Source organism: Microbacterium sp. CCNWLW134 (assembly GCF_037083565.1).
Taxonomy (GTDB): domain Bacteria; phylum Actinomycetota; class Actinomycetes; order Actinomycetales; family Microbacteriaceae; genus Microbacterium.
Genome location: NZ_JBAOJU010000001.1, coordinates 1,981,404 through 2,002,525 on the forward strand (window position 1 = coordinate 1,981,404; position 21,122 = coordinate 2,002,525).

Consider the following 21,122-nt stretch of genomic DNA (forward strand, 5'->3'; position numbering starts at 1 on the left):
GGGCCGCACGTTGGGGAATTTCGACTTCGTCCGGGATCGCTGGCCGAAAGTCTGGGAGGCCGCATCCCGCGCTGAGTCGTACCTACGCAGCGACCCGCGCGCGTCGGCAACGTACACCCGCCGGGCCGGCGAGATGTTCACCGAGTGGATCTACGCCGCCGAAGCACTCTCGCGCCCCTACGACGATTCGTTCGCGAATCTCACCGCCCAGAGCGAGTTCCGGGCGACCGTCGGCCCGAATGTCGCGGGGAGCCTGCGCATCGTGCGGACGATCGGCAACGACGCCGTCCACAAGGAAGAGGCGATGCCGCTCGGTCGTGCCCGCGGGTCGCTCGAGCAGCTGCACACGGTCTGCCGGTGGCTCGACCACGGCTACGGTGATCCGGATACCGCCGGCCCGCCGCCCTTCGACTTCGCCAAGGTTCCGCCGGCGCCGGCCGCGGTAATCCAGCGCACCCGCGCCGAGCTCGAGCGCGCGCAGGAGGACTTCGATCAGACACGGCGCGCCCTGGCCGAAGAGCGCGAACGCAACGCGGCGCTCCAGGAGGAGCTCGAGCGACTGCAGTCCAAAGCCGCCGCGGCGAAGGCGGCGAACGAGGTCGTGAACGCCGAACTGGGCATCCCCGACCCGACGATCGCGACCGAAGCCGAGACGCGGCGCGACCTCATCGATCTGCAGCTGCGCGAAGCGGGCTGGGCACTGGAGGACGCCCGCGATCGCGAATGGGTGGTGACCGGCATCCCGAGCCCGTCGGGCAACGGCAATGTCGACTACGTGCTGTGGGGCGACGACGGCAAGCCGCTCGCGGTCGTCGAAGCCAAGCGCACGACGAAGAACGCGAAAGAGGGCAGGCTCCAGGCCGAGATCTACGCCGATGCCCTCGAGCGCGACTTCGGGCAGCGCCCGCTGATCTACTACACGAACGGTTTCGAGACCTGGCTGTGGGACGACCGGCGCTACCCGCCGCGCGCCGTCGCCGGGTACATGACGAAGGATCAGCTCGCGCTCGCGATCCAGCGCCGCGCCTCGCTGAAGCCGCTCGCCACGGCATCCGTCGATCGCACGATCGTCGAGCGTCCCTATCAGCTTCGCGCAATCCGCGCGGTGTCCGAAGCGTTCGAGCACAAGCGCCGCCGCGCGCTGCTCGTCATGGCCACCGGCACCGGCAAGACACGCACGGTGATCGCGCTGGTCGACGTGCTGCAGAAGGCGAACTGGGTCAAACGGGTGCTGTTCCTCGCCGACCGCACGGCGCTGGTCACCCAGGCGGTCGGCGCGTTCAAGACCCACCTTCCCGATAGTGCGCCGGTCAACCTCGTGACCGACCGCGACAGCGATGGGCGCGTGTTCGTCTCGACGTACCAGACCGTGATGGGCCTGATCGATGCGGGCGGCGACGAGCTGCGCCGCTTCGGTCCGGGGTACTTCGACCTCATCGTCGTCGACGAGGCGCACCGGTCGATCTACAACCGCTACGGCGAGATCTTCTCGTACTTCGATGCCCTCATCGTGGGTCTGACCGCGACCCCGCGTGCCGACGTCGACCACAACACCTACCGGCTGTTCGAGCTCGACGACGGGGTGCCCACCGACGCGTTCGAACTCGACGATGCGATCGCGGGCGGCTACCTCGTGCCTCCGGTGGCGCGGCCTATCGATCTCGGATTCATGACGCGCGGCATCCGCTATGCCGACCTGAGCGAGGCCGAACGCGAGCGGTGGGACGAGCTGGAGTGGCAGGACGGCGAGATTCCCGACGCGATCGACGCCGCCGCGATGAACCGCTGGCTCTTCAACGCCGACACCGTCGACAAGGTGCTCGACGTGCTCGTGACCGAAGGACGTCGCGTGGGCGGCGGCGATGTGCTCGGCAAGACTGTCGTGTTCGCGAAGAATCAGCGGCACGCGGAGTTCATCGAGTCGCGGTGGGACGCGAACTTCCCCGAACTTCGGGGCGAGTTCGCGCGTGTGATCACCTACGCGGCGGGACCGTACGCGCAGACGCTCATCGACGCGTTCTCAACCCCGGCGAAGCTTCCGCAGATCGCGATCTCGGTCGACATGCTCGACACCGGCATCGACGTGCCCGACGTCGTGAATCTCGTCTTCTTCAAGCCGGTCAACTCGCACACCAAGTTCTGGCAGATGGTCGGCCGCGGCACGCGCCTGCGCCCCGACCTCTACGGTCCAGGCGACGACAAGCGGGACTTCGTGATCTTCGACGTCTGCGGCAACATCGACTTCTTCAACCAGGAGCTGTCCGAAGCGCCGACGGCACGCTCGCTGTCGCTCTCCGAGCGCACTTTCCTCCAGCGCACACGCCTGCTCGCGGCCCTGCGCGATGTCGACGAGACGGATGCCGCCGCCCTCCGCGCGGCGATCGCCGGGCGCCTGCACACCGCGGTTGCCGGCATGAACCGCGATAACTTCCTGGTGCGGCGCCACTTGCGCGCGGTGGAGCGGTTCGGGGACCCGCGCGCGTGGGAAACGTTCGACGCCGATGACGTCGAGGCCGCCGCGGAACTCGCGGGCCTGCCGTCGGCGGCCGAGCACGACACCGACGAAGCCGCCAAACGGTTCGACGCGCTCGTCCTCGACGCTCAGGTCGCGGTGGCGAGCGGCGAGCCCGTGCCCGCGGGGGTCGTGTCGCGCATCGTCGGGATCGCTCAGGCGCTCGGCGATCAGCGCAGCATCCCGGTCGTCGGCGCGCAGGCGCAACTGATCGACGCTCTCGTCGACCCGACGTGGTGGGAGAACCTCAACGTGGTGATGCTCGAGCGGGTGCGGGCCAAGCTCCGCGACCTCGTGCGCCTCATCGGACGCGAGAATCAGGCGATCGTGTACTCAGATTTCGAGGACACCCTCGACCCTGCGCGCGAGGCCGTACTCACGCGCGTCGTGCCGGGCCTGAACCGCCGCGCGTTCCGCGAGAAGCTTTTCGGCTTCCTCTCGGGCCGGTCGGACGTGGCGCTGCACAAGCTGCGCACGGGTCGACCACTCACCGCGGTCGACCTCGCTCAGCTCGAGGAGGCGCTCACCTCGGCCGGTGTCGTCGACGGTGCGCAGCTGCGCGACGAGGCGGCGGACGCCGGTGGACTCGGCCGGCTCATCCGCTCGATCGTCGGCATGGAACGCTCTGCCGTCGAGGAGGCTCTCGCCGACTTCGTCTCGGCGCCGGGCTTCACTCACCGGCAGCACGCGTTCGTCGACCTCGTCGTGCAACAGCTGACCATCGCCGGCTATCTGGATCCGCGGCGGCTGTACGAGGACCCATTTGATGGTCTGGCACCTGAGGGCCCGGACGCACTCTTCAGCGACGCTCAAGTAACGGACTTGATCTCTCGCCTGCGGCGGATTGATGAATCGGCGAAGCCGAGTAAAACCGCGAGTGCTTGAGCAGGGATCCTTAACCGGGCGGTGTGCGCTAGCGGTGCCGTGGCCGGGCCCTGCCGTGTCGGCGCGCGTCGCTCTACCCTCGGCGCCGAGCACGGACTTAGTTCTGCCGCGCGATCATCGACGTCTCGAATCCCGAGCGCTGCCGCGAACTCGTTTGTCGTCGGCGCCCATCGCGATCACGTCAATCCAATCCTTCGAACGCAACGGTTTGTCCGTGGGTCGGGAGATTATTGGCTCATGACCAGCCGGGCAGAGCTTGAGGCACGCATCCGCTTTGGGCTGAGTACGCTCAAGGAGACGAACTCACACCACGACTTCGAGATCATTAGTCTCGGGCTCGCTCGAAAGCGCATCGCCACCAACCTCATGCCAGCAACCGGACCCGTTGCGGCCGGCGGTGACCAAGGACGTGACGCGGAAAGCTACTGGACCAACCTCATGAATGAGGAGGGGCCGACATCGCTCTTTATCGTCGGCGCCACCAACGAGAACGTCGTCCTCGCATGCACGACTCAGCAAGGTGACGTCACGACCAAGATCCGGTCCGACATACAGTCGATTTGCGGTCGCGGTGAGACTGTCAATCGCGTCGTCTACTTCACCCTGACTCCCGTCGCAGTCGGGAAGCGCCACGAACTGCAGGAGCATGCACGGGCTGATCACAACATCGCGCTCGACATCTGGGATGCCCTCGCGATCTCTAAAGAGCTCGCCGAGCACGACCTGTACCACCTCGCCGTCGACTACCTCCACCTGCCAGCGGCGCTTGCCCCGGAGCGGCCAGCATCCGCTACCCCGCGACCCGACTGGTACGAGGACGACTTGGCCCGGTGGCGGGCCCGTACGCTCCCCGCTTCTAGCCTCGGAGACCTCATCGATCTGCGTGATGGACTCCGATCTGCAAGCACAGACCCGTCGCTCGTAGCTGATCTACCCGAGTGGCTCGCTTTCGCAGAAACACTCCTTGAGAACGCCGACAGCGACGAAGTTACTGTCCGCGCGCAGTTCGAAATCGCGTGGGCAACGATGCGGGGCACCAAGACGCTACGCCCTGCAGACAGGCACGTACGAGCATTTTTCTCGCTTGTCCCCGAGACGCTTGACGACCCAGGAATCGTTCGCGACGCGACAATGCTGCTTGACCTTGGCTACGGAGCCATGCTCCGGGGCGTCACGGATACCTCACGCTCCGAGCTCGAGACTTGGCACCAGACCCTTGTCAACAGCATCGACGATCAGCTCGCCACGGACCCGTACCCGAACATGCGGGCGCTCCTACTGTCGCAGGAGGCATACCTAGCGCTGCACCAGAAGTATCCAGCTGACCTGGGTCATGAGGGCGGTGAGGCGATTCCGTTCTCCGGAACCAGGGCTGGGCTTGTCGACCGAATCCGATCGGCAGACCTGTCCAACGTCGAACTGATCGACATTGACAAAGGCATGACCGCGCTGGGCGCTCTCGTCGACATCCTCGAAGACACACCACTGTTCCCGGTCAAAGACACCGCCGAAATCTTCGGCCTGTACACAACAAAGTTGGCGAAGCACCCCCAGTACGAGCGTGTGCGTGACGGTCTGGACTCGGCTATAGAGCGGGTGGAGGGCGAAGGAGCGCGCGGCGACCGTGCACTTGATCGCGCTTTCCAATTCCACGGTGAAGGACGACTCCTCGACGCGCTCCACGAAATTCATGCAGCAAAGATCAACTGGTGGCACGGCGACACCATCGAGGGTGGCATCAACATGCTGCTGCTTGCAGCGAGGATCTACTACCAGCTGAACCTTCCACACGCGGCCAAGCAGCACGCGCTCGCAGCCGCCGTTGCAGCCCGTGGTGCAACCGACCCGTCGCTGAACCGGTACATGGCGGAGGGCCTCCTCGTCGCGGCCACTTGCGACCATCACGCTGGCCAGTCTCTGACCGCCACGCACACGTTCTATCTGGGTGTGCTCGCCCAGCACGCCTACCTTGACGACCCAATGAGCCTTCGCAGTCATCCTGCACTCATGAACATGCTGCAGGACCAGTGTCATATTCTCCGCGCCGCGCACACGGTTCGCCCAACCCTCGTGCCGCTGCTCGAGTCGATCCTCGAGCCTTCTGGGCTGATGCCAGTGATCACAGGCATGCTCAACGCGGTCAGCGAACTCCCTGCTTCTACTGAGAAGGAAATAGCTGAGATCACCGACAGATCCGGGATGGGGCGGCTCTTCAGCGATGTTGGTCCGGAGCGTAAGTATCACTGGAGCGCGCTCGGATTGACCTGGTCGGTTCGATGCCCGAACGCTCGTCAGGCGGTCCTGGTCACTGAACGTTTCGTCGCCGCCGCTCAAGTCGTCCTCGCGGACTTCGCACGACACGATGCACACTTCTTCCGCGGAACCCTGAGCATCGAAGTCGACGCGTACGCGACCAACGGTCAGGGTGGTGCCGGCTCCGTCGAACAAACATCAGCTGGAACATGGAAGCTCCACCTCACCCCGGCTGCAGATTGCGACCCCGAAGCGATACACCTAGAGACCGTCGGCGCCGTCATGCACTTCCTCGTTAGCAAATCCCTGCTCTCCCAACAAGACTTCTCATCCCTCATAGAGAAAGTGTTCGTTGGCGGTCTGATGCACAAGTCCGCAATCGTCCGCCCGTACGACGAATTGGCCGACTTCCTTACCGCCGAACAGATCCGCGTCATGTCTCAACGCCCCGAGCTGCCCATCGGCTGGAGGGCCCCGTTCGACCTCGTCAATCCCAGCGCCGAAATGCAATGGCCGAGGAATCTCGCCTCAACCTACGAGAAGAACCGCGAGAAGATCCTCGAGAACATTGCCTACCGTTACAAGACGCTCCCTGCGGTGATCGGCCCAACCCTCGGATCCTTGCTTGCCAACGCGGAGTTCACCCGCACTGCGAAACGCCTCCAGTCGGAGGGGTGGCTCGACTGGCACCTGCTGATCGCCACAGCAAACATCGTCATCAACCACCGCGCGACGTCTCGAGGAATGACACTCACCCGGCAGATGACAGACACTCAACGACAAGAGTTCATCAATCTGGCATACACACCAGCACTCACGACGGATCCAGTCCTAACTGCGGATTACTTCGATGAGGAGGCACTGCGATTCCACCTCGCCTCGGCCGCCGCGGCCGGGATGACAACCCTTGGCCTAACGATCCATGTGGGGCCAATACCGTCAGACGCTCTCCTTGAGTTTCTCGGCGTGCGGTATCGCTACTGGGAGGACGACACCTCGCACGATGCCCTCATCGGTCAGGCGGATCCGGATCTCACCCCAGCTTGACTCTAAGTCGAGATACGGGTTCTGTCCGGAGCCGCCCGCTAGCCGGTCGCTCCGAGGGCGACGACTTGTCCACCGCCGTCGATACCCTAAAGCACGATGGGTTCGCATCGACGTGGTATCGCACGAGAACGGGGAACTGTGGTCAACCTGCGCATTGAGGTGCGGAAAATGTTGTGGGGCAACGCCGGCAACAGGTGCGCGTTTGGTGGCTGCAGCCAGCGCTTGGTCAGCAATCTCGAATCCCCGGGCCAGGAGCTCGGCATGCACCAGCGTGTCGTCGGCGAAGAGGCGCACATCCGTTCGTCGAAAGTCACGGGACCGCGTCACGATCCGTCTTATCCGACCGAGGATCTCAATGAATACGCGAATCTCATTCTCCTTTGTCCCACCCACCACACCGTCATCGATAAAGAGAACGGCCGTGCGTGGCCCGTCGCCAAGGTGGTGTCGATGAAGAGCACGCACGAGGCGAAGGTGGATGCCGCCATGAGCGACGACTCGAAAGACAGACAACAGCTCGAGGTGGCGCTGGCCGCCCGGATTGACCGCTGGGAAGCCGCCCTCGATCTGGCGGCATGGGAGGACCTCACGCGTCGTCTCAACTGGGTACACCCCTACCTCAGCAATTCGGAATGGCAGTCACTCGCCGAAACAGCCAGCTGGCTGGCAGGAGTCGTCTGGCCGCCGCAGTACCCAAAGCTTTCCGCCGCGTTTGAGACGCATCGAGCGGTGCTTGACCTGTTGGTCAAGCACATCTTGGACTCGTTTGTCCTGGACGGTGATACCTACACGATCCGGCGCAGGCATAAGGAAATCTGGTTCGGCGGCGCCGATGGCGAGCAGAGATACACCGAGGCAATCTCCGAGTTCGGAATCAATGACGCCGTGACTGGCGCGCTAATCCACGAGCTGACCCGTTCGATCAACCTCGTTGTAACAGCCGTCAACGAAGAACTCCTCCCGCTGTACAGGTTCAACGACGGATCCCTTCAGATGATCGAGGGCGACCCACTTTGGGGGATGTGGTCTTCGCACCCACGGTACGAGCCGCTCATATGGGAGATGTTCCCGAAGGCTTACGACCTGAGCGACATCAAAGAGCGGGTCAAGAGTGAACTTCGAGGCGGCGACCCCAGGAACGGTCGTAGTTTGAATATCCGCTCGTTCGACCCGAGCCTCTCCGCTGAGCCAAGGGCGCACGCGGCCGGGCAATGATGGGCAATGTTGCGGGGAGCCAACCTGCTCGTCGGAGGAGCAACGGCCGGGCGCTGCCGACAGACGCAACTGCACTACAGAGCCCATCAATTGCGAAGTGGTTAATGGATGCGGAACCACGTCGCGCAGGTGCCCATATCGACAGCTTGAAGCCGCCCGGCCGGCTGCCGCCGCTCGTGACTCGGCGAGTGCGCTCCGTATGGAGACTGGTCGGTGCGTTGGCTTTTCTGAAGCGATGTCGACGATCTCGAGCAGAATTTGCCCGTATGCGGAACGGGCCAAGATTCGGCGAGCGGCGCGGCCCTACCACTCGCCGCCTACCCCTGCGTGATACAGATGTATTACACTGGGGCTATGGCTACCATCACGCCCGAACAGCGTCTCCTAGATGTGATCGAGGGCAAGACCCAGAGCGCCGGCGTGACCATGCGAGTGAACGCCGAGGACGCCATCATCTTGGTCAGCCTGATGAAGGAGAGCCGAGCCGGTGTCACCGACGTCCTGCGTCGCGGCATCCGCCGGGTCCAGCAGGAGCAGTGGGAGGACCAGCTGCGCCGCGAGGCCGCGAGCCTGGCCGACGAGGACCTGAACGCCGAAGCTGACGCCTGGTGATCCGCGGCGGCGTCTACCAGATAGACCTCGGCCAGCCGCGCGGCCACGAGCAGGGCGGCAGACGGTACGGCGTGGTGGTCTCACCCACCGACATCGGACTGTCGGTGGTCACCGTGGTCCCCACCTCGAGAAGCGCCCAGCCGTCCGTGGTGCGCCCGGAGGTGGAGGTCGTCGGCGAGACCACCCGCCTGCTGGTCGACCAGATCCGCTCGATCGATGAACGCTACGTCGGCGACATGGTCGGCCTGCTCTCCCACGACGACTACCGCGCGCTGATGACCGTCGTCGCCCGCTACCTCGACATCGAGCTCTGACCCAAGGAGCCCAAAGGGCCCCACCGCGCTCGGGTGGGCGAAAGCTGGTGCCTCACTGCCGCATCGCGAGTGCACTTCAGCCAGCCACACGTTTCACGGGCCGTCTGCAGCGAACTCTATAGGCAATTGCCGCAGGTGCGCCGCTCCTGTTCGACGCCTCGGAGCTCTGCAGATAGTGCTGCAGGGCTCTCGCCCGCCTCGAGGCGCTCATAGGACCGACGGCACCCCCAGCGACGTGGACGGGCTCGCGCTGATAGTCGCCAAGAAGCTTCACCTCCCTCACGTTGAGTCCAGCGGCTTCTCGTTCGCAGTGCGGAACTGGTCCAAGTTCGAGGCCGTGCCGTCGATCTTCCAGTCGACGCCGGCGACCGTACGACCGAGAGCCTTGGCGAGAGCGCCCTGCGTGTCTGGATCGCGGCGAACTAGCACATGGTTCTTACACTTGGGGCATGACTGCTGCTACCGAACCACCCGGATGTGGCCCAAGTAGCGTAGAACTCAAGGCCAACGTCGCGAACTTCATGGAGAGGGCAGAGCGAATCGCCGGCAATCCGCTGGCTGGGCAAGACGCGCAGTTCACCGTGCGCATGCGGAAGGACATTCAAACTGGTGAGATCAGTGCTACCGGATTCGACCCGCGAGTGCTCCCCGAGGACGACTGGTTGGCAATGGCCGCTCGTATGCGGCCGATCATCTTCCTCGAGGATGATCCCGTGAGTCTAAGCAAGCTGACTGCACAGATCGAGCGGGAGCATGTGGCGCTGCGCGGACGTCTCAAGCAAGCTCGGCAGCGGTTGTCTGCCTGGAAACGCCACGCGTTTGTTTACCTCGGCAATTTCGAGGTGGCACCACCCGGACTTGTTGCCGGCGAGGAGCGCTCGCAGCAGGTTAGGATCGGGCCGCCGGGTCGCTCGCCGTCTGGCATCGCCACCGAGGGCCTTGCGACCGACTTCGACTACGCGAACACGTATCTCAACGCAATGGTCTGGCATTCAGACACGAACAAGTCGATGGAGTATCAAGCGGCATCCGAGTTCATGAAGAAGCAGTATCGAAAGTGCGCAGAGATCAGAGTGCTCAGCGCCGCGAAGGACATCATCCCGCCGTTGCGTCAATGGATCCTGGACGCCCGTGCGGATGGGCACGACTTGTAGAGAGTGAGCCGACTGTCGTCCGGACCAGCCGACTCCGGCTGCGGCGAACGAGATGCCCCAGGGGGCGCAAGCCGGTCCCTCAGCGCACGGGTTCAGGGCTCTTCGGCGTTCCCCACGGCTTCGATCCAGTCCACTGCCTCGTCGGATAGGAAGCCGTCAGGTCCGTCCTCGCCGATCCACCAAGCGTTCGATGTGACGATGCCGCCGGCGGCGACAACCTTGCTGACCACGTCAGCCGGCAACGCCTCACCATTGTGCGCGATCAGCCAGTCCTTCGTCGTCGCGTCCAAGGACGGCCACCATTCGATGCTCTCCACTGACGTAGAGTCTCATCCCGATACCGCCAAGCGTAAGAGGGTCGTTCAACGCAACGTCGCATGCACTCGATGCGAACAGCTCCGGTGAGGCGCTGACCAACCGCGCGCCTTTCCCAGGGATCGATGGGACCCGCGGTATCGTTCGCCTGATCGGGCGACATCATGTGCTCGCGCCAACGGAGGACAGAGTGTCGGGTAGTGGGCCTCAATTGCCGCCGGCGGGTTGGTACGGCCAACCGTCACAGCCCGGGGTTGAACAGTGGTGGGATGGCACGACCTGGACACCTCACACACGCTCGGCGCACTCGACGCCATCAGTGCCCCTAGCCTCGTCTCAGCCCGCGGGCGTGACTTGTCCCGTTTGTCATGCGAGCGATCAGATGCGGAGAGTCTCCGTGATCATCGGTGAAGGAACCAGCGCGACGCAGGGTACCGCGGTCACCTACGCGAGGCGCGAGGGCCGCAATCGCGTGGACACCACGCATTTCAGCTCAGACAGCATCACTCAGCTTTCGGCGCGGCTCACCCCGCCACCGCGACCCACCTTCCCTTGGCGGACTCATTTTCTGGCATGGACCTTCGGGCTTGCCGCCGCGATCGGAGTGTGGAGCGCCGTCAGCTCCGGAGGCGGCGTCGGCGCATTCATGGCCGGCTTCCTTAGCCTGTTCGTGACGTGGATTCCAGGCGGAATCATCGCCCTCCTCACAGAGCGGTCGCAGAGGCGCACGTGGCTAGTCCGGCAAGAAGGGTGGGACCGCAATGATGAGCGGCTCCGCGCCGCCTACTACTGCGCTCGGGACGACGTGGTCGTGGAGCATGGCACCGCGTATCGACCCGAGCAATTCGTAGCAAGCCTGTTCAGCGCGCCCGTGCCGGCCAGGTAGCGCCTGCCTGCCCCGGGCGAGCAGGGTGGGTGGCGGCCGAGTCGCCAGTTTGCGCGGTTCGCCGGGCGAACGCTGGTGCCTTCGATCAACGCTGCGCGTAGCACGGTCGTTCATTGATGCTGATAGGGGCGCTCGGCGAGGACGAACCCCTGGGCGTGCCGCTCCGTCTTCCTTGGTGAACGATCTAGGCGTGCGATTATCTCAAAGCCCGCGGCCGCGAGCGTTTTCACCACGCCATCGGTCTGGTACAAGAAGGCCCGCAGCTCGATGTCGTGCCCGTAGGGCTTTATCAGCTGACGCTCGCCGGTTCCGATTTGGTAGCTGAGCAGGACGAGTCCGCCGGGCGTGAGGAGGCGTGCGAACTCGGTGACGACATTCTGCATCTGCGCCGGCGCGAGATGAATGATCGAGTACCAAGCGAGGACAGCGTCGAACTGTTCGGCCTGGAACGGGGTGTAGGTGATGTCGGCTTGGACGAACCTGGCGGTCGGGTGTGCCTGTTGTGCGAGGGCGATCATCTCCTCCGACAGGTCAACGCCGGTGACCTCGAGGCGCGGCGTCGCTGACTGGAGGTATGTAACCATGCGTCCGGCGCCGCAACCGGCATCCAGTACTCGGCGCAACCGTCGTGCGCCGACAAGCCGAACGAACTCGTCGACCATGGCCAGGTCGAGGGGTGCTTCGAAGCTCGTATCGGGAATCATCGCGGCATAGTCGGCAGCGACGACGTTGTACGCGCCCCGCGTTTGCTCACGCAGCTCGTCTCTCACCGCACGAACATATCTAACCGACCGATATGTCATGTTCAGAGGCGCCTGGGCGGGTGACGGGTTCGAGCCCCCGATGCTCATCAGCAGCCCGCCCGGAGGTCCGTGCGTCACCGGGCGACCGGCCAACGCGACCGCGTGGGAGCACGTCGACCTCGGAGGTCTGCGGCGAGCGCTGGCAGCGCAGGGCGTCGGCCCGTGGGTCGTGGACCCGGCCTAGTAGTCGACGTCGAGGACCTTCCTCATCGCCTCCATGTATTCCTTGCGTGCCTTCGAGACCTTCTCCTTGGTCGACTTGTCGGGCGGGAACTCCCCGAGAGCGTCGATGAAGCCCTTCGCGGCGTCCGATACGCTCTTGGGGCCCAGCAAAGTGAGCGGCGCAAACACCTCGTTCTTCTTGGCTGAGAGTGCCTTGCGTTCGGCATGAAGTTCGTCGCTGATCTTGAACTTCTCACTGCCAATCGCGTCGCGTCCGCTTCGTACCTGCTCGATGAGCTCGGTCGCGTTGTCGGTGTACGTGGCGAACGCCACGTAGGTGTCGAAGCGGCGTTCCCGCAGCCACTTCTTGTGCTCGCTCATCGCTTGGAAACGCGAGCCCACGATTCCAGCGACCAGGGTCAGCGCGGCACCGACCAGGAGCGGCAACAGGCTTGCCCAGGACATGTCAGCCGAGGTCGCCGCGGAGCGTTTCGATGAGCGCGTCGGCGGACTCTGCGCCCTTGACGGTGAACACCACACCAGTCTCGTGGCCGCTGTACTTGGCGAGGACATTGATCGTTCCGGGCCACGTCGAGCCCTCGAACGGATCGGCCCGCACTGCGCTGACTTCGAGTGAAGCGAGTGCGGACCGCGCGATCGCAACCACAGCGCCGTGATCGGACGAGGTGGACTCGGCTTCCACCGCGCCCGCAGAGGTGATGACCATGCTCTTGGTGAGGACCACGATGACGTAGAGCCAGGAATCGCTTTGGTGATGGCTGGCCGACGCCTTGACGTACTCGAGCGGTTCATCGCCGACGAGCAGAGCGATTTCGCTCAGCGTCGACGCATACCAGCGACGCGCTTCGACGTCGAGGTCGTAGTCGAGCGCGAGACGAGCGAATGCGGACTCCTCTGTGAGCTTCTCGTGGAGCTTATCCACCAGGTCAGCCGTGTGCTCTTGCAGCACGTCACGATTGGCTTCGGCCATGTCTTCCCCCAGACGGTTACTACGGAAGCCCTTCTCCCGGAGACTCCAATGTAGCCAGGGCATCCGACACCCACGCCGAATCGCATCGCGGTAAGTGCTCGCAGGAAGCCTCGCGATTTTGTGCTGCGCTGGCAACACCCGCGCCGACGGTTACGTGCGCCCTGCGGTCGGTGGTGAAGTGTGAGAGGTCATAGGGCGAGCTACTAGTCCTGTAGTCGGGAAATCCCAGATCAGCAGGATTCCTAATCGAGGATTGGTCAAGGCGCTCAGGGTCTTAGCCCATGCCGGGAGATTGTCACGTCTGTCGGCGCGCAGGACCGTGGGTGTTCGGGCGCGGACGCTGGGCCGCATAGTCTGGCGGGATGTCTGTGAGGGTTCGTCCCGTGGTGCCTGCTGATGAGCGCGAGTGGAGCAGCCTCTACGCCGGCTACCGTGCGTTCTACAAACTCCCTGATGCCCCGGGCCCAGTGCGGACCGCATGGAGCTGAGTGTCCGCCGGTGAGTACGGCTTCATCGGCCTCGTTGCCGTCAATGAGGAGGGCGCGGTTGTCGGGCTCGCGAACCTTCGTCGTTTTGCGCGCCCTTCGACGGCGTCTCTCGGGCTCTACCTCGACGACATGTTCACCGCACCCGCCGCGCGTGGCGCCGGGGTAGCGACCGCGCTCCTGAGGGAAGCGGCGAAAGTTGCAGCCGCGGAGGGTGCGAACGTGGTCCGCTGGATCACTGCAGCAGACAACACGGAGGCCAGACGTGTCTATGACAAGGTCGCCGCGGAGACGCCGTGGGTCACCTACGACATGAAGCCGGCGGCCAACTGACGACTGGGACGCGCCCGCCGTGGGAAGGTTGTCGGATGGACCTGGATGAGATCCGCGCCGTCGAAGAGGAACTGCTGACCTCAGCAACCCGACGCGACCCTGCGCGGGTTCGTGAGCTCCTGCACCCGGACTTCATCGAGATCGGACGCTCAGGAACCCGCTGGTCCCGCGACGACATCGTGGCAGCCCTTGAGGTCGAGGGTGAGCGTGAGCGCGCGGTCACGGACGAGTGGGAACTCCTCGACCTGGGAGCCGACATTGCACTGGTCGCCTACGTCATCCGCGGTCCGGTTCAGGACAGCCGCCACTCCTCGATCTGGACGTCGAAGGGCGGGGAACCACGGATGCTTTTCCATCAGGGCACGTTCGTTACCACCCAGTAGCCGGTCCGCTTACGACCGCGTCTGGCGACCCTCTAACGGGAGTGGCTGACCGTGCTTAGTCGTTCGGCTCATAGATGAGGGCGTCGGTGAGGTGCGGGAGTTGCAGCATCCGCAGTCCGGATGTGTCAGGGTGGGCGTCGAGCGTCGCCTCGACCTCCTGCACCATTTCGGCCCGGGTTGTGTCATCTGCGGCGAGGAATGTGCTGACCGTCAGCCATCGGGCTAGGTAATCCTCGCGGGAGATATCTTCCGACCAACTGACGCGAGCGGTGCGGATGTGGATGAACCCCGGCACCTTGAGGGCGGGGAGCTCGCCGCTTCGTGCGGTGTCCTGGCCCTCCGATGGGTGCGCGATCGCGTGCGCAGCGGCGTCCCACTCGCACCGCGGGTCGGGGGCGTTCCAGATCAATGCCAACCGGCCTCCGGGGGTGAGCACCCGACGGATCTCCCGCGATGCGAGATCCGGGTCGAACCAGTGGTATGCCTGCGCGACGGTGATGAGATCGCACATCCCATCCGCAATCGGGATCGCTTCGGCGGTGCCGATCAATGCCGGAACCCGGGGGAGCTTGCGGCGCAGCTCGGTGAGCATTGCCTCGGACGGTTCGACCGCTATCACCTCGCGCGCGCGGGTGACGAGCCGTTCGGTGAACTTTCCCGTTCCGGCCGCTAGATCCAAGACGGTTCCTATTCGGGAGGGTGCGACCATCGCCGCAATCTCCTCAGGGAACCCTGGACGGTACCTTTCCTAGTCCGCACCAATGGACATGAAGGTCGCGGCAAGATCGACGTCGGTCACCCGCCGATGATAGTTCCACGATCCCTCCGCCAGCACCGACAGCCGGTCGTTCGTCGTCCGCAAACCGGTCGTCTTGCGGGACTCGCGCGCTGACGGAACGTCGGATGCGCTTCGATGAGAACGCGGCGGGGTCGACAGTAGCGGGCGCCTACGGTGCTTGGACCTAGCTCTGAGCGAGCTTCGCCCAGTCGACAGGTATGCCTGCACGGCTGAGTTCGGACGCGAGCTTTGGCTTCCAGCCGCCGGCAGCATCAAGCTCGGTGTAGACGAGGCCATTGATGTCACTGGGAAGCTCGACGGAGGGCTCATAAAGCACCGCGACACGTTCGCGTCCAATCAAGCCGAAGAAGAACCCCATCTCGAACACGACGTTCTGCCTAGCGCGGGCCTGATCGTCGGAGACGTCCAGTTCTTTGGAACGTCCTACATCGTCGCCGGTCAACAGGACGACGGCGAACCCCACCGCGCCGCCGTGCTCCTCGAGTTTCTCAATGAGGACCCTGCCGCCGTTCGCCTGTTGGTGCAGGATCACCGGCTGCTCGCCTGTGATGTTCTGCAGCAGTGATGCCAGCTCGAATTTCCGCCCATCATCCCGTCCGTGGACGATGAATATGCGAGTTGATTGCTCCGATGTTGTGGCGCTCGCAGCTGCGTTCGGAGTTTCCTTGTCTGCAGACAGTTCGACTTCGAACTTCGCAGCTTCCAAGACAGTCACTGCCTGCTGAACGCCAGCACGGCGATATGGAGCAAAGTCAGTGTTCTCGGTCCAGATCCCCGGCGAGTAGCGCACCTCATTGAGTTTCCGGTGAATCGGGCTACCTTCGCCAAACACTGACCTGATCACGACCTCCGTCTTATTAAGCCACTCGTCGAAGTTGGTCGGACTGCCGTTTCGCGCGTCCGCGATCTGCTGGTCAATGAGCTCAACTGCGCGCGCGGAGTGCATGCCGAAACACTATCGGCCGACTCGCATGTCAGTGTCAGCTGGTGAGCTGAGCGCCGCTGGGCGAGGGCGGCGGTAAAGGCGTCCCGGCTGCGTCTTCCCGGGCGCGGGGTGCGAATGCCGGTCCCGCACCGGGCTCAGATGCGGGTGGATACTGGTCGAGCCACGTACGGCGCCGATCGCAATGAACGTGTCTGAGACTGGAGTCGCAGATCACCAGCTCGAAAAGTTGAACGATCGGGGCGCCTTTAGCGGGCGGAAGACGATTGGCCCCTTCGGGCTAGTGCAACCGGACGTGAAGCTAACCCGAGCCAAGATCATGGGGGTCGCAGCACGGCGCGAGGAACGGTCGAAGGGTTGCAGAGATGCGTGAAGAAGAACCCTCACTCGAATCGAGGACTCAACTGAACTGCGCAGAACCAGTCGCATTCGAGCCCCGCCTCGAGCTTCACGGGAAAGTCACTGGCGTCACGCCCGCGGCGTCGCCGGATCCTCCGCGGCAGGACCGGCCGACGCGCCCTGCGCCGTGTTCGCCAGAACGCTCTGCGCCCGCAGCAGCTCGTCGGACCTGACGGTGACGTCCCATCGCTCCGCGAGGAACTGCTTGACGGAGCTGAAGTCTCGGCGGCCCCGGGTGGCCAGGTGACCGACGAAGCCGAACACCGCTCCCCAGAGCGCGCCGAGTCCGAGGCCGAGAAGCAGCAGCAGGATCCACGCCGCGATGTTGTCGGCCAGAAGCCCGAAGAGCAGGCCGATGAGGAGGCCGAACCAGGCGCCGGAGGCGGCACCGTAGCCGGCGGCCGTCCAGTTCGTCATCCGCCCGGTCACCTGCTCCTCGATCCGGACGTTGTAGCCGATGATCGCGACGTGCTCGACGGGGAACTGCTGATCAGACAGCCTGTCGACCATCGCCTGCGCGTCGGCGTACTCGGTGAAGCTGGCCAGCACGGAGCGTGCCTGGCTGGAAGGTGCTGCGTCGGTCACGGTCATCCCCCCGATTCCTGCGGTATCGCGCCCCTCGCCGACTCCCCCGGCTGGGTCCTGAGCCCATGGTGCGACACCACGTCGATCGCGTCAACAGCCTGCGAAAACGCCGCTCCGCCCGGTCTCCCACCGTCACCCGCCGGCGATCAGGTGACGTCGCTGGTCTACGAGGGGGCAGGTGAAGACATCGCGTTCGCCGAGTCCGACACGGTTGATGTACCGCACGACGATGGCGTAAGAGGCGAACAAGCCGGTTTGGGTGTACGGCACACCTCGATCACGGCAGTAGGCGGCGATGATCGGCGCCGCGCGACGAAGGTGCGGGCGCGGCATCGACGGGAAGAGGTGATGCTCGATCTGGTAGTTGAGGCCGCCCATCAGGAAGTCGACGATCCGGTTGCCGCGGATGTTCCGGCTCATCCTCACCTGACGCTCGAGGAAGTCCAGCGACATGTTCTTCGGCACGATCGGCATGCCCTTGTGGTTGGGGGCGAACGACATCCCCATGTAGAAGCCGAACAGCGCCAGCTGCACCCCGAGGAAGGCGAAGGCGATCCCGGGCGAGAGGACGAGGAACACCAGGGTGGTGAACCCGATGAGTCGAACGCTCAAGAAGGCGATCTCGACCCACCGGCGTTTGAGCGCACCGCCGGCGAACACCCGGCGCACGCCGGAGGCGTGGAGCGAGATGCCCTCGAGGAAGAGGATGGGGAAGAAGAACAGACCCTGGTGCGCGCGGAGCCACGACACGACGCGTCCTCTCGGCCGCGGGGCCGACCCGGGTGCGACCGTGATGACGGGCAGGTCGATGTCGGGGTCGGCACCCACCTTGTTCGGGTTGGCGTGGTGGCGGGTGTGCTTGTGCTGCCACCACCCGTAGCTCATGCCTACAAGGAGGTCGCCGAGGACGAGGCTGATCCAGTCGTTCCATCGGCCCGACGCGAACATCTGCCGGTGGGCGGCGTCGTGCCCGAGGAACGCGATGTGGGTGAAGACGACGGCGAGTGCGGCGGCGGTGAACAGCTGCCACCACGTGTCGCCGACCCAGACGAAGAGCACGAGGGTCGCAGCGAGAACGAGCGGGAGCACGATCAGCTTGGCCCAGTAGTAGCCGTACCGGCGTCGCAGCAACCCGCTTTCGCGGATGTGATCGGCCAGATCGGTGAAGGCGCTCGCCGCACGCGCGGCGCCTTCCGGGCGTGGAGTGGTGGAGCGGATGGCGGACATCGGGGGGATCGTCGCCGGCGTCGGTGGCCGCGTCAGCGGCCGAGGTGCGCCTGTAAGGGGGTATTCATGTCTGGACAGTACGCCTGGATTCTGTGCGGCTCTCAGGTAAGGGATCTCCCCCGTCGTCGCCCCGCTCTCTGACGCCTTCGATCGGTCGTCGACGCCATCGGAATGCGTTCGATCGCACATGAGCTTCGATCAGTGGCTAGTGCGGCTCGCAACTCGGCGGCGCTGAACGGCGTCGCGAATCTGAGTATCGATTACTCACGGAGACCATGGTCGCGATCCGCACACTGGGTCGGAGGATTCGACACAGGAGAGTCATGCCCGAAAACACGCCCCGCTCGCTCATCGCGGCGACCCTCGCCGGCCTTCTGCTCGGATCGGCCTTGGTCATCGTTCCGGTGTCATCGGCCAACGCCATCACCGTCGGTGACGAGGCCGCCCTTCGGATCGCCCTCAGCGACCCGAACGAAAGCGTGGTGTCACTGACCTCCGACATCGACCTGACGGACTGCGCGGCCGGCGATCTCGCACGCGTCAGTGCCACGACGGTGACGATCGAGGGGAATGGCTTCACGCTGCAGCAAACCTGCCCCGGCGAACGCCTCCTCACGCTCACGGGCGGCGGAGGGATCGTCGTCGATCAGTTGCGCCTCAGTGGCGGCGCACCTGCCGCGGGCGGCGGCGGCGCGATCTCCAGCGACGGCCCGGTGCTCGTTCGCAACATGTCTGAATTGAGCGCCAATACGGCCTCCATCGGTGGCGCGATCATGACCAGCGGTCCGCTCGCAACGATCACCATCGAAAACTCCGTCGTGGCCGCGAACTCCTCGTCCGCTAACGGAGGCGCGCTGTTCTCCGACGCGGCCGTGGAACTGAGCGACTCGACCTTCGCGGACAACGACGCCGGGAGCAACGGCGGTGTGGTCTCGGCAGGCACCATCACCGTGACCGGATCCGCGTTCCAGGGCAACGAGGCCGAGGCCGGCGGCGCCGTGCAGGTCTTCACCTCGATCACGGTCGCTTCGTCCTCGTTCACGGGGAACAACGCCCGCACAAGCTCCGGCGGAGCGCTGTATCTGGTGAGCGCCGACGCGACGGTGAACTCCACCGACTTCGATCTCAACGCCGCACCCGTTGCCGGCGGGGCTGTCGCGGCCGCCGATGGAACGGACCCATCGCACATTGCGATCGCGGACTCATCGTTCTCTGGCAACACCGCCGGACAGGGTGGTGCCCTATCCGGGTTCGGGACCGCCACGGTGTCTGGCACCACGATGCAATCCAACGCCACGACGGCGCTCGACGGCGGAGCGATCTGGATGAGCGGGACGCTCACGGTCGATCAGGGTTCGTCTCTCATCGGGAACACGAGCGCCCGACACGGTGGCGCGATCGCCGGCGACGCGGCGATCACATTCGCGGCCAGTGACGCCACCGCGAACACCTCCGTGGGAATCGGCGGCGGAATCGCCGCCTACGACGATCTGCGCGTCACGGACTCCTCCATCGCTGACAACGAGAGCGCCCAGGGCGGCGGCATTTACGCGGACGGCTTCGTGGAGATCATGGGATCCACCCTCGCGCGTAACGTCGCGACCAGCAGCGAGGGCGGCGCCATGCGCACCGGCGGGGGTGCGAACGTCGTCGGATCCACCTTCGAGGACAACTCCGCCACTACGGCCGGTGGAGCGATCTTCGCGTTCGACGCGCCGCTCACGATCGAGACGTCGCTGTTCGCCGGCAACACGTCATCCGCCGACGGCGGTGCGGTGCACAGCAACGCTTCGACCTCCAGCGAAGGGTCGACCTTCACCGCGAACCGCGCGATCTCGGGCGAGGGAGGAGCGGTGACGGTGATCGAAGCGGGTTCGCTCCTCGTCACGGCGAGCCTCTTCGAAGAGAACGTCGCCGGCCTCGGGGGTGGTGCGATCGCCACCGGCGAGGGAACGACAACGGTGATCGACAGCACCTACGCCTTCAACGAGGCACAGTCGTCGGGCGGTGCCATCTCTGCCGAGGGCCCCCTCACTCTTGAACGCTCGACTCTGCACGACAACTCCACACCCGATGCCGGTGGCGCCATCTCGGCCGCGCAGACCATGACGGCCACCAACACCACCATTTCGGGCAACCGCGCAGGTCTGGTCGGTGGCGGCATCGGCAGCGAGAGCGATGTGCGCCTCATCCATGTGACGCTCATGGAAAACGAGGCCCCGAGCGGCGCACACCTCGCGATGGAGACGCCGGGAGCGACCTTCATCCCGACGGCGACGGCCCTGGGACCGGCTGCGACCGACGGTTGCCGACTGGACGCCGTCGATGTCGAGTCGGGTGGCCACAACTACGCCGCCGACCAGTCGTGCGACCTGGCCGCAGGCAGCGATGTCGAAGGCGGGGCTGATCCGGAATTGGGCGCGCTCGCTGATAACGGAGGGTCGACGGCCACCCACCTTCCCTCGGCGACCAGTCCGTTGGTCGACGCCATCCCGCTGGATAGCTGTCTCAGCGAGACACCCGTCGATCAGCGCTCGGTGACCCGTCCCGAGGGGCCAGGCTGCGACATCGGAGCGGTGGAGCGGGAGTCTGTGCCGCAGGGCGGCGAGGACGCCGAGGACGATGGCGGCATGCCGGGAGCTGGTGCCCCGCCGGAGATCGATGCGCTTCCGGCGACCGGCGCGGGTGATGTGCTCGTTCTCGTCGGGGCCGCCGGAGGTCTTCTCATCGCAGGTGGGTTCCTTGTTCGCTTCGCCCGTCGGGCGCGAGATGGACACCAGGTCTGATCCAGTCCGACAGGGCGACCGCTCGGTGTGGCC

Annotated in this window: 19 protein-coding genes and 1 pseudogene; 12 read left to right on the forward strand and 8 right to left on the reverse strand. The window is 64.9% G+C overall.

Features of this window, described 5'->3' with window-relative positions; translation table 11 throughout:
* Positions 1-10 precede the first annotated feature (10 nt).
* The 6 genes from V6S02_RS09445 (at position 11) to V6S02_RS09470 (ending at position 9,992) form a co-directional block, all read left to right on the forward strand.
* On the forward strand, positions 11-3,397 hold the full coding sequence (locus V6S02_RS09445) for a DEAD/DEAH box helicase family protein (RefSeq protein WP_336400626.1): 3,387 nt from the start codon (positions 11-13) through the stop codon (positions 3,395-3,397).
* 237 nt (positions 3,398-3,634) lie between these two features.
* A complete protein-coding gene (locus V6S02_RS09450) occupies positions 3,635-6,697 on the forward strand; it encodes a hypothetical protein (RefSeq protein WP_336400627.1) in 3,063 nt (1,020 codons plus the stop codon).
* A gap of 138 nt (positions 6,698-6,835) precedes the next feature.
* A complete protein-coding gene (locus tag V6S02_RS09455) occupies positions 6,836-7,912 on the forward strand; it encodes an HNH endonuclease (protein ID WP_336400628.1) in 1,077 nt (358 codons plus the stop codon).
* A gap of 354 nt (positions 7,913-8,266) precedes the next feature.
* Positions 8,267-8,524 (forward strand): hypothetical protein, encoded by a 258-nt coding sequence (locus V6S02_RS09460; protein ID WP_336400629.1) that lies wholly within the window; start codon positions 8,267-8,269, stop codon positions 8,522-8,524.
* Positions 8,521-8,838 carry a type II toxin-antitoxin system PemK/MazF family toxin gene (locus tag V6S02_RS09465; RefSeq protein ID WP_336400630.1) on the forward strand — a complete coding sequence of 106 codons (318 nt, stop codon included), beginning with the start codon at positions 8,521-8,523 and terminating at the stop codon, positions 8,836-8,838. Before V6S02_RS09460 ends, V6S02_RS09465 begins: the two co-directional genes overlap by 4 nt.
* Before the next feature lie 449 nt (positions 8,839-9,287).
* Positions 9,288-9,992, forward strand: coding sequence for a hypothetical protein (locus V6S02_RS09470; protein WP_336400631.1), 705 nt, complete (start codon positions 9,288-9,290; stop codon positions 9,990-9,992).
* 92 nt (positions 9,993-10,084) lie between these two features.
* On the opposite strand, the gene V6S02_RS09475 is transcribed toward V6S02_RS09470, so the two are convergent.
* Positions 10,085-10,309, reverse strand: coding sequence for a hypothetical protein (locus V6S02_RS09475; protein WP_336400632.1), 225 nt, complete (start codon positions 10,307-10,309; stop codon positions 10,085-10,087).
* Between the two features lie 188 nt (positions 10,310-10,497).
* Here V6S02_RS09475 and V6S02_RS16960 point away from each other — a divergent pair.
* A pseudogene (locus V6S02_RS16960) lies at positions 10,498-10,611 on the forward strand (DUF2510 domain-containing protein); the annotation flags it as partial.
* Positions 10,612-10,704: 93 nt separating this feature from the next.
* Complete coding sequence (locus tag V6S02_RS09480) at positions 10,705-11,193, forward strand: hypothetical protein (RefSeq protein ID WP_336400633.1); 489 nt, start codon at positions 10,705-10,707, stop codon at positions 11,191-11,193.
* 110 nt (positions 11,194-11,303) lie between these two features.
* On the opposite strand, the gene V6S02_RS09485 is transcribed toward V6S02_RS09480, so the two are convergent.
* Positions 11,304-11,963, reverse strand: coding sequence for a class I SAM-dependent methyltransferase (locus tag V6S02_RS09485; protein ID WP_336400634.1), 660 nt, complete (start codon positions 11,961-11,963; stop codon positions 11,304-11,306).
* Positions 11,964-11,994: 31 nt separating this feature from the next.
* Between V6S02_RS09485 and V6S02_RS09490 the strand changes: the two genes are divergently transcribed.
* Positions 11,995-12,180: a hypothetical protein gene (locus V6S02_RS09490; RefSeq protein ID WP_336400635.1), complete on the forward strand. Its 186-nt coding sequence runs from the start codon at positions 11,995-11,997 to the stop codon at positions 12,178-12,180.
* Here V6S02_RS09490 and V6S02_RS09495 read toward each other — a convergent pair.
* Complete coding sequence (locus V6S02_RS09495; RefSeq protein ID WP_336400636.1) at positions 12,177-12,623, reverse strand: hypothetical protein; 447 nt, start codon at positions 12,621-12,623, stop codon at positions 12,177-12,179. The two genes, V6S02_RS09490 and V6S02_RS09495, sit on opposite strands and share 4 nt — an antisense overlap.
* Before the next feature lies 1 nt (position 12,624).
* Positions 12,625-13,149 carry a hypothetical protein gene (locus V6S02_RS09500; protein WP_336400637.1) on the reverse strand — a complete coding sequence of 175 codons (525 nt, stop codon included), beginning with the start codon at positions 13,147-13,149 and terminating at the stop codon, positions 12,625-12,627.
* A 488-nt stretch (positions 13,150-13,637) separates the two neighbouring features.
* Between V6S02_RS09500 and V6S02_RS09505 the strand changes: the two genes are divergently transcribed.
* Entirely contained in the window at positions 13,638-13,967 is a 330-nt protein-coding gene (locus tag V6S02_RS09505; RefSeq protein ID WP_336400638.1) for a GNAT family N-acetyltransferase, read from the forward strand.
* A 35-nt stretch (positions 13,968-14,002) separates the two neighbouring features.
* Positions 14,003-14,350 (forward strand): nuclear transport factor 2 family protein, encoded by a 348-nt coding sequence (locus V6S02_RS09510; RefSeq protein WP_336400639.1) that lies wholly within the window; start codon positions 14,003-14,005, stop codon positions 14,348-14,350.
* Between the two features lie 55 nt (positions 14,351-14,405).
* Here the strand turns inward: V6S02_RS09510 and V6S02_RS09515 are convergent, their stop codons facing one another.
* From V6S02_RS09515 to V6S02_RS09530, 4 genes are all read right to left on the reverse strand, one after another.
* Positions 14,406-15,059, reverse strand: coding sequence for a class I SAM-dependent methyltransferase (locus V6S02_RS09515; protein ID WP_336400640.1), 654 nt, complete (start codon positions 15,057-15,059; stop codon positions 14,406-14,408).
* Between the two features lie 253 nt (positions 15,060-15,312).
* Positions 15,313-16,095, reverse strand: a complete 783-nt coding sequence (locus V6S02_RS09520) for a nucleotide-binding protein (RefSeq protein WP_336400641.1) — start codon at positions 16,093-16,095, stop codon at positions 15,313-15,315.
* 465 nt (positions 16,096-16,560) lie between these two features.
* Positions 16,561-17,082, reverse strand: coding sequence for a general stress protein (locus V6S02_RS09525; protein ID WP_336400642.1), 522 nt, complete (start codon positions 17,080-17,082; stop codon positions 16,561-16,563).
* Positions 17,083-17,208: 126 nt separating this feature from the next.
* Complete coding sequence (locus V6S02_RS09530; protein WP_336400643.1) at positions 17,209-18,303, reverse strand: fatty acid desaturase family protein; 1,095 nt, start codon at positions 18,301-18,303, stop codon at positions 17,209-17,211.
* Positions 18,304-18,626: 323 nt separating this feature from the next.
* Between V6S02_RS09530 and V6S02_RS09535 the strand changes: the two genes are divergently transcribed.
* The gene (locus V6S02_RS09535; protein WP_336400644.1) at positions 18,627-21,089 is read left to right on the forward strand and encodes a choice-of-anchor Q domain-containing protein; all 2,463 of its coding nucleotides are present in this window, start codon (positions 18,627-18,629) and stop codon (positions 21,087-21,089) included.
* Positions 21,090-21,122 lie beyond the last annotated feature (33 nt).

Coding starts and splice junctions, on each gene's coding strand:
- V6S02_RS09450 (WP_336400627.1), top strand. CDS start 3,635: ATGACCAGCCGGGCAGAGCTTGAGGCACGCATCCGCTTTGGGCTGAGT.
- V6S02_RS09460 (WP_336400629.1), top strand. CDS start 8,267: ATGGCTACCATCACGCCCGAACAGCGTCTCCTAGATGTGATCGAGGGC.
- V6S02_RS09470 (WP_336400631.1), top strand. CDS start 9,288: ATGACTGCTGCTACCGAACCACCCGGATGTGGCCCAAGTAGCGTAGAA.
- V6S02_RS09490 (WP_336400635.1), top strand. CDS start 11,995: ATGTTCAGAGGCGCCTGGGCGGGTGACGGGTTCGAGCCCCCGATGCTC.
- V6S02_RS09495 (WP_336400636.1), bottom strand. CDS start 12,623: ATGTCCTGGGCAAGCCTGTTGCCGCTCCTGGTCGGTGCCGCGCTGACC.
- V6S02_RS09500 (WP_336400637.1), bottom strand. CDS start 13,149: ATGGCCGAAGCCAATCGTGACGTGCTGCAAGAGCACACGGCTGACCTG.
- V6S02_RS09510 (WP_336400639.1), top strand. CDS start 14,003: ATGGACCTGGATGAGATCCGCGCCGTCGAAGAGGAACTGCTGACCTCA.
- V6S02_RS09515 (WP_336400640.1), bottom strand. CDS start 15,059: ATGGTCGCACCCTCCCGAATAGGAACCGTCTTGGATCTAGCGGCCGGA.
- V6S02_RS09520 (WP_336400641.1), bottom strand. CDS start 16,095: ATGCACTCCGCGCGCGCAGTTGAGCTCATTGACCAGCAGATCGCGGAC.
- V6S02_RS09525 (WP_336400642.1), bottom strand. CDS start 17,082: ATGACCGTGACCGACGCAGCACCTTCCAGCCAGGCACGCTCCGTGCTG.
- V6S02_RS09530 (WP_336400643.1), bottom strand. CDS start 18,303: ATGTCCGCCATCCGCTCCACCACTCCACGCCCGGAAGGCGCCGCGCGT.
- V6S02_RS09535 (WP_336400644.1), top strand. CDS start 18,627: ATGCCCGAAAACACGCCCCGCTCGCTCATCGCGGCGACCCTCGCCGGC.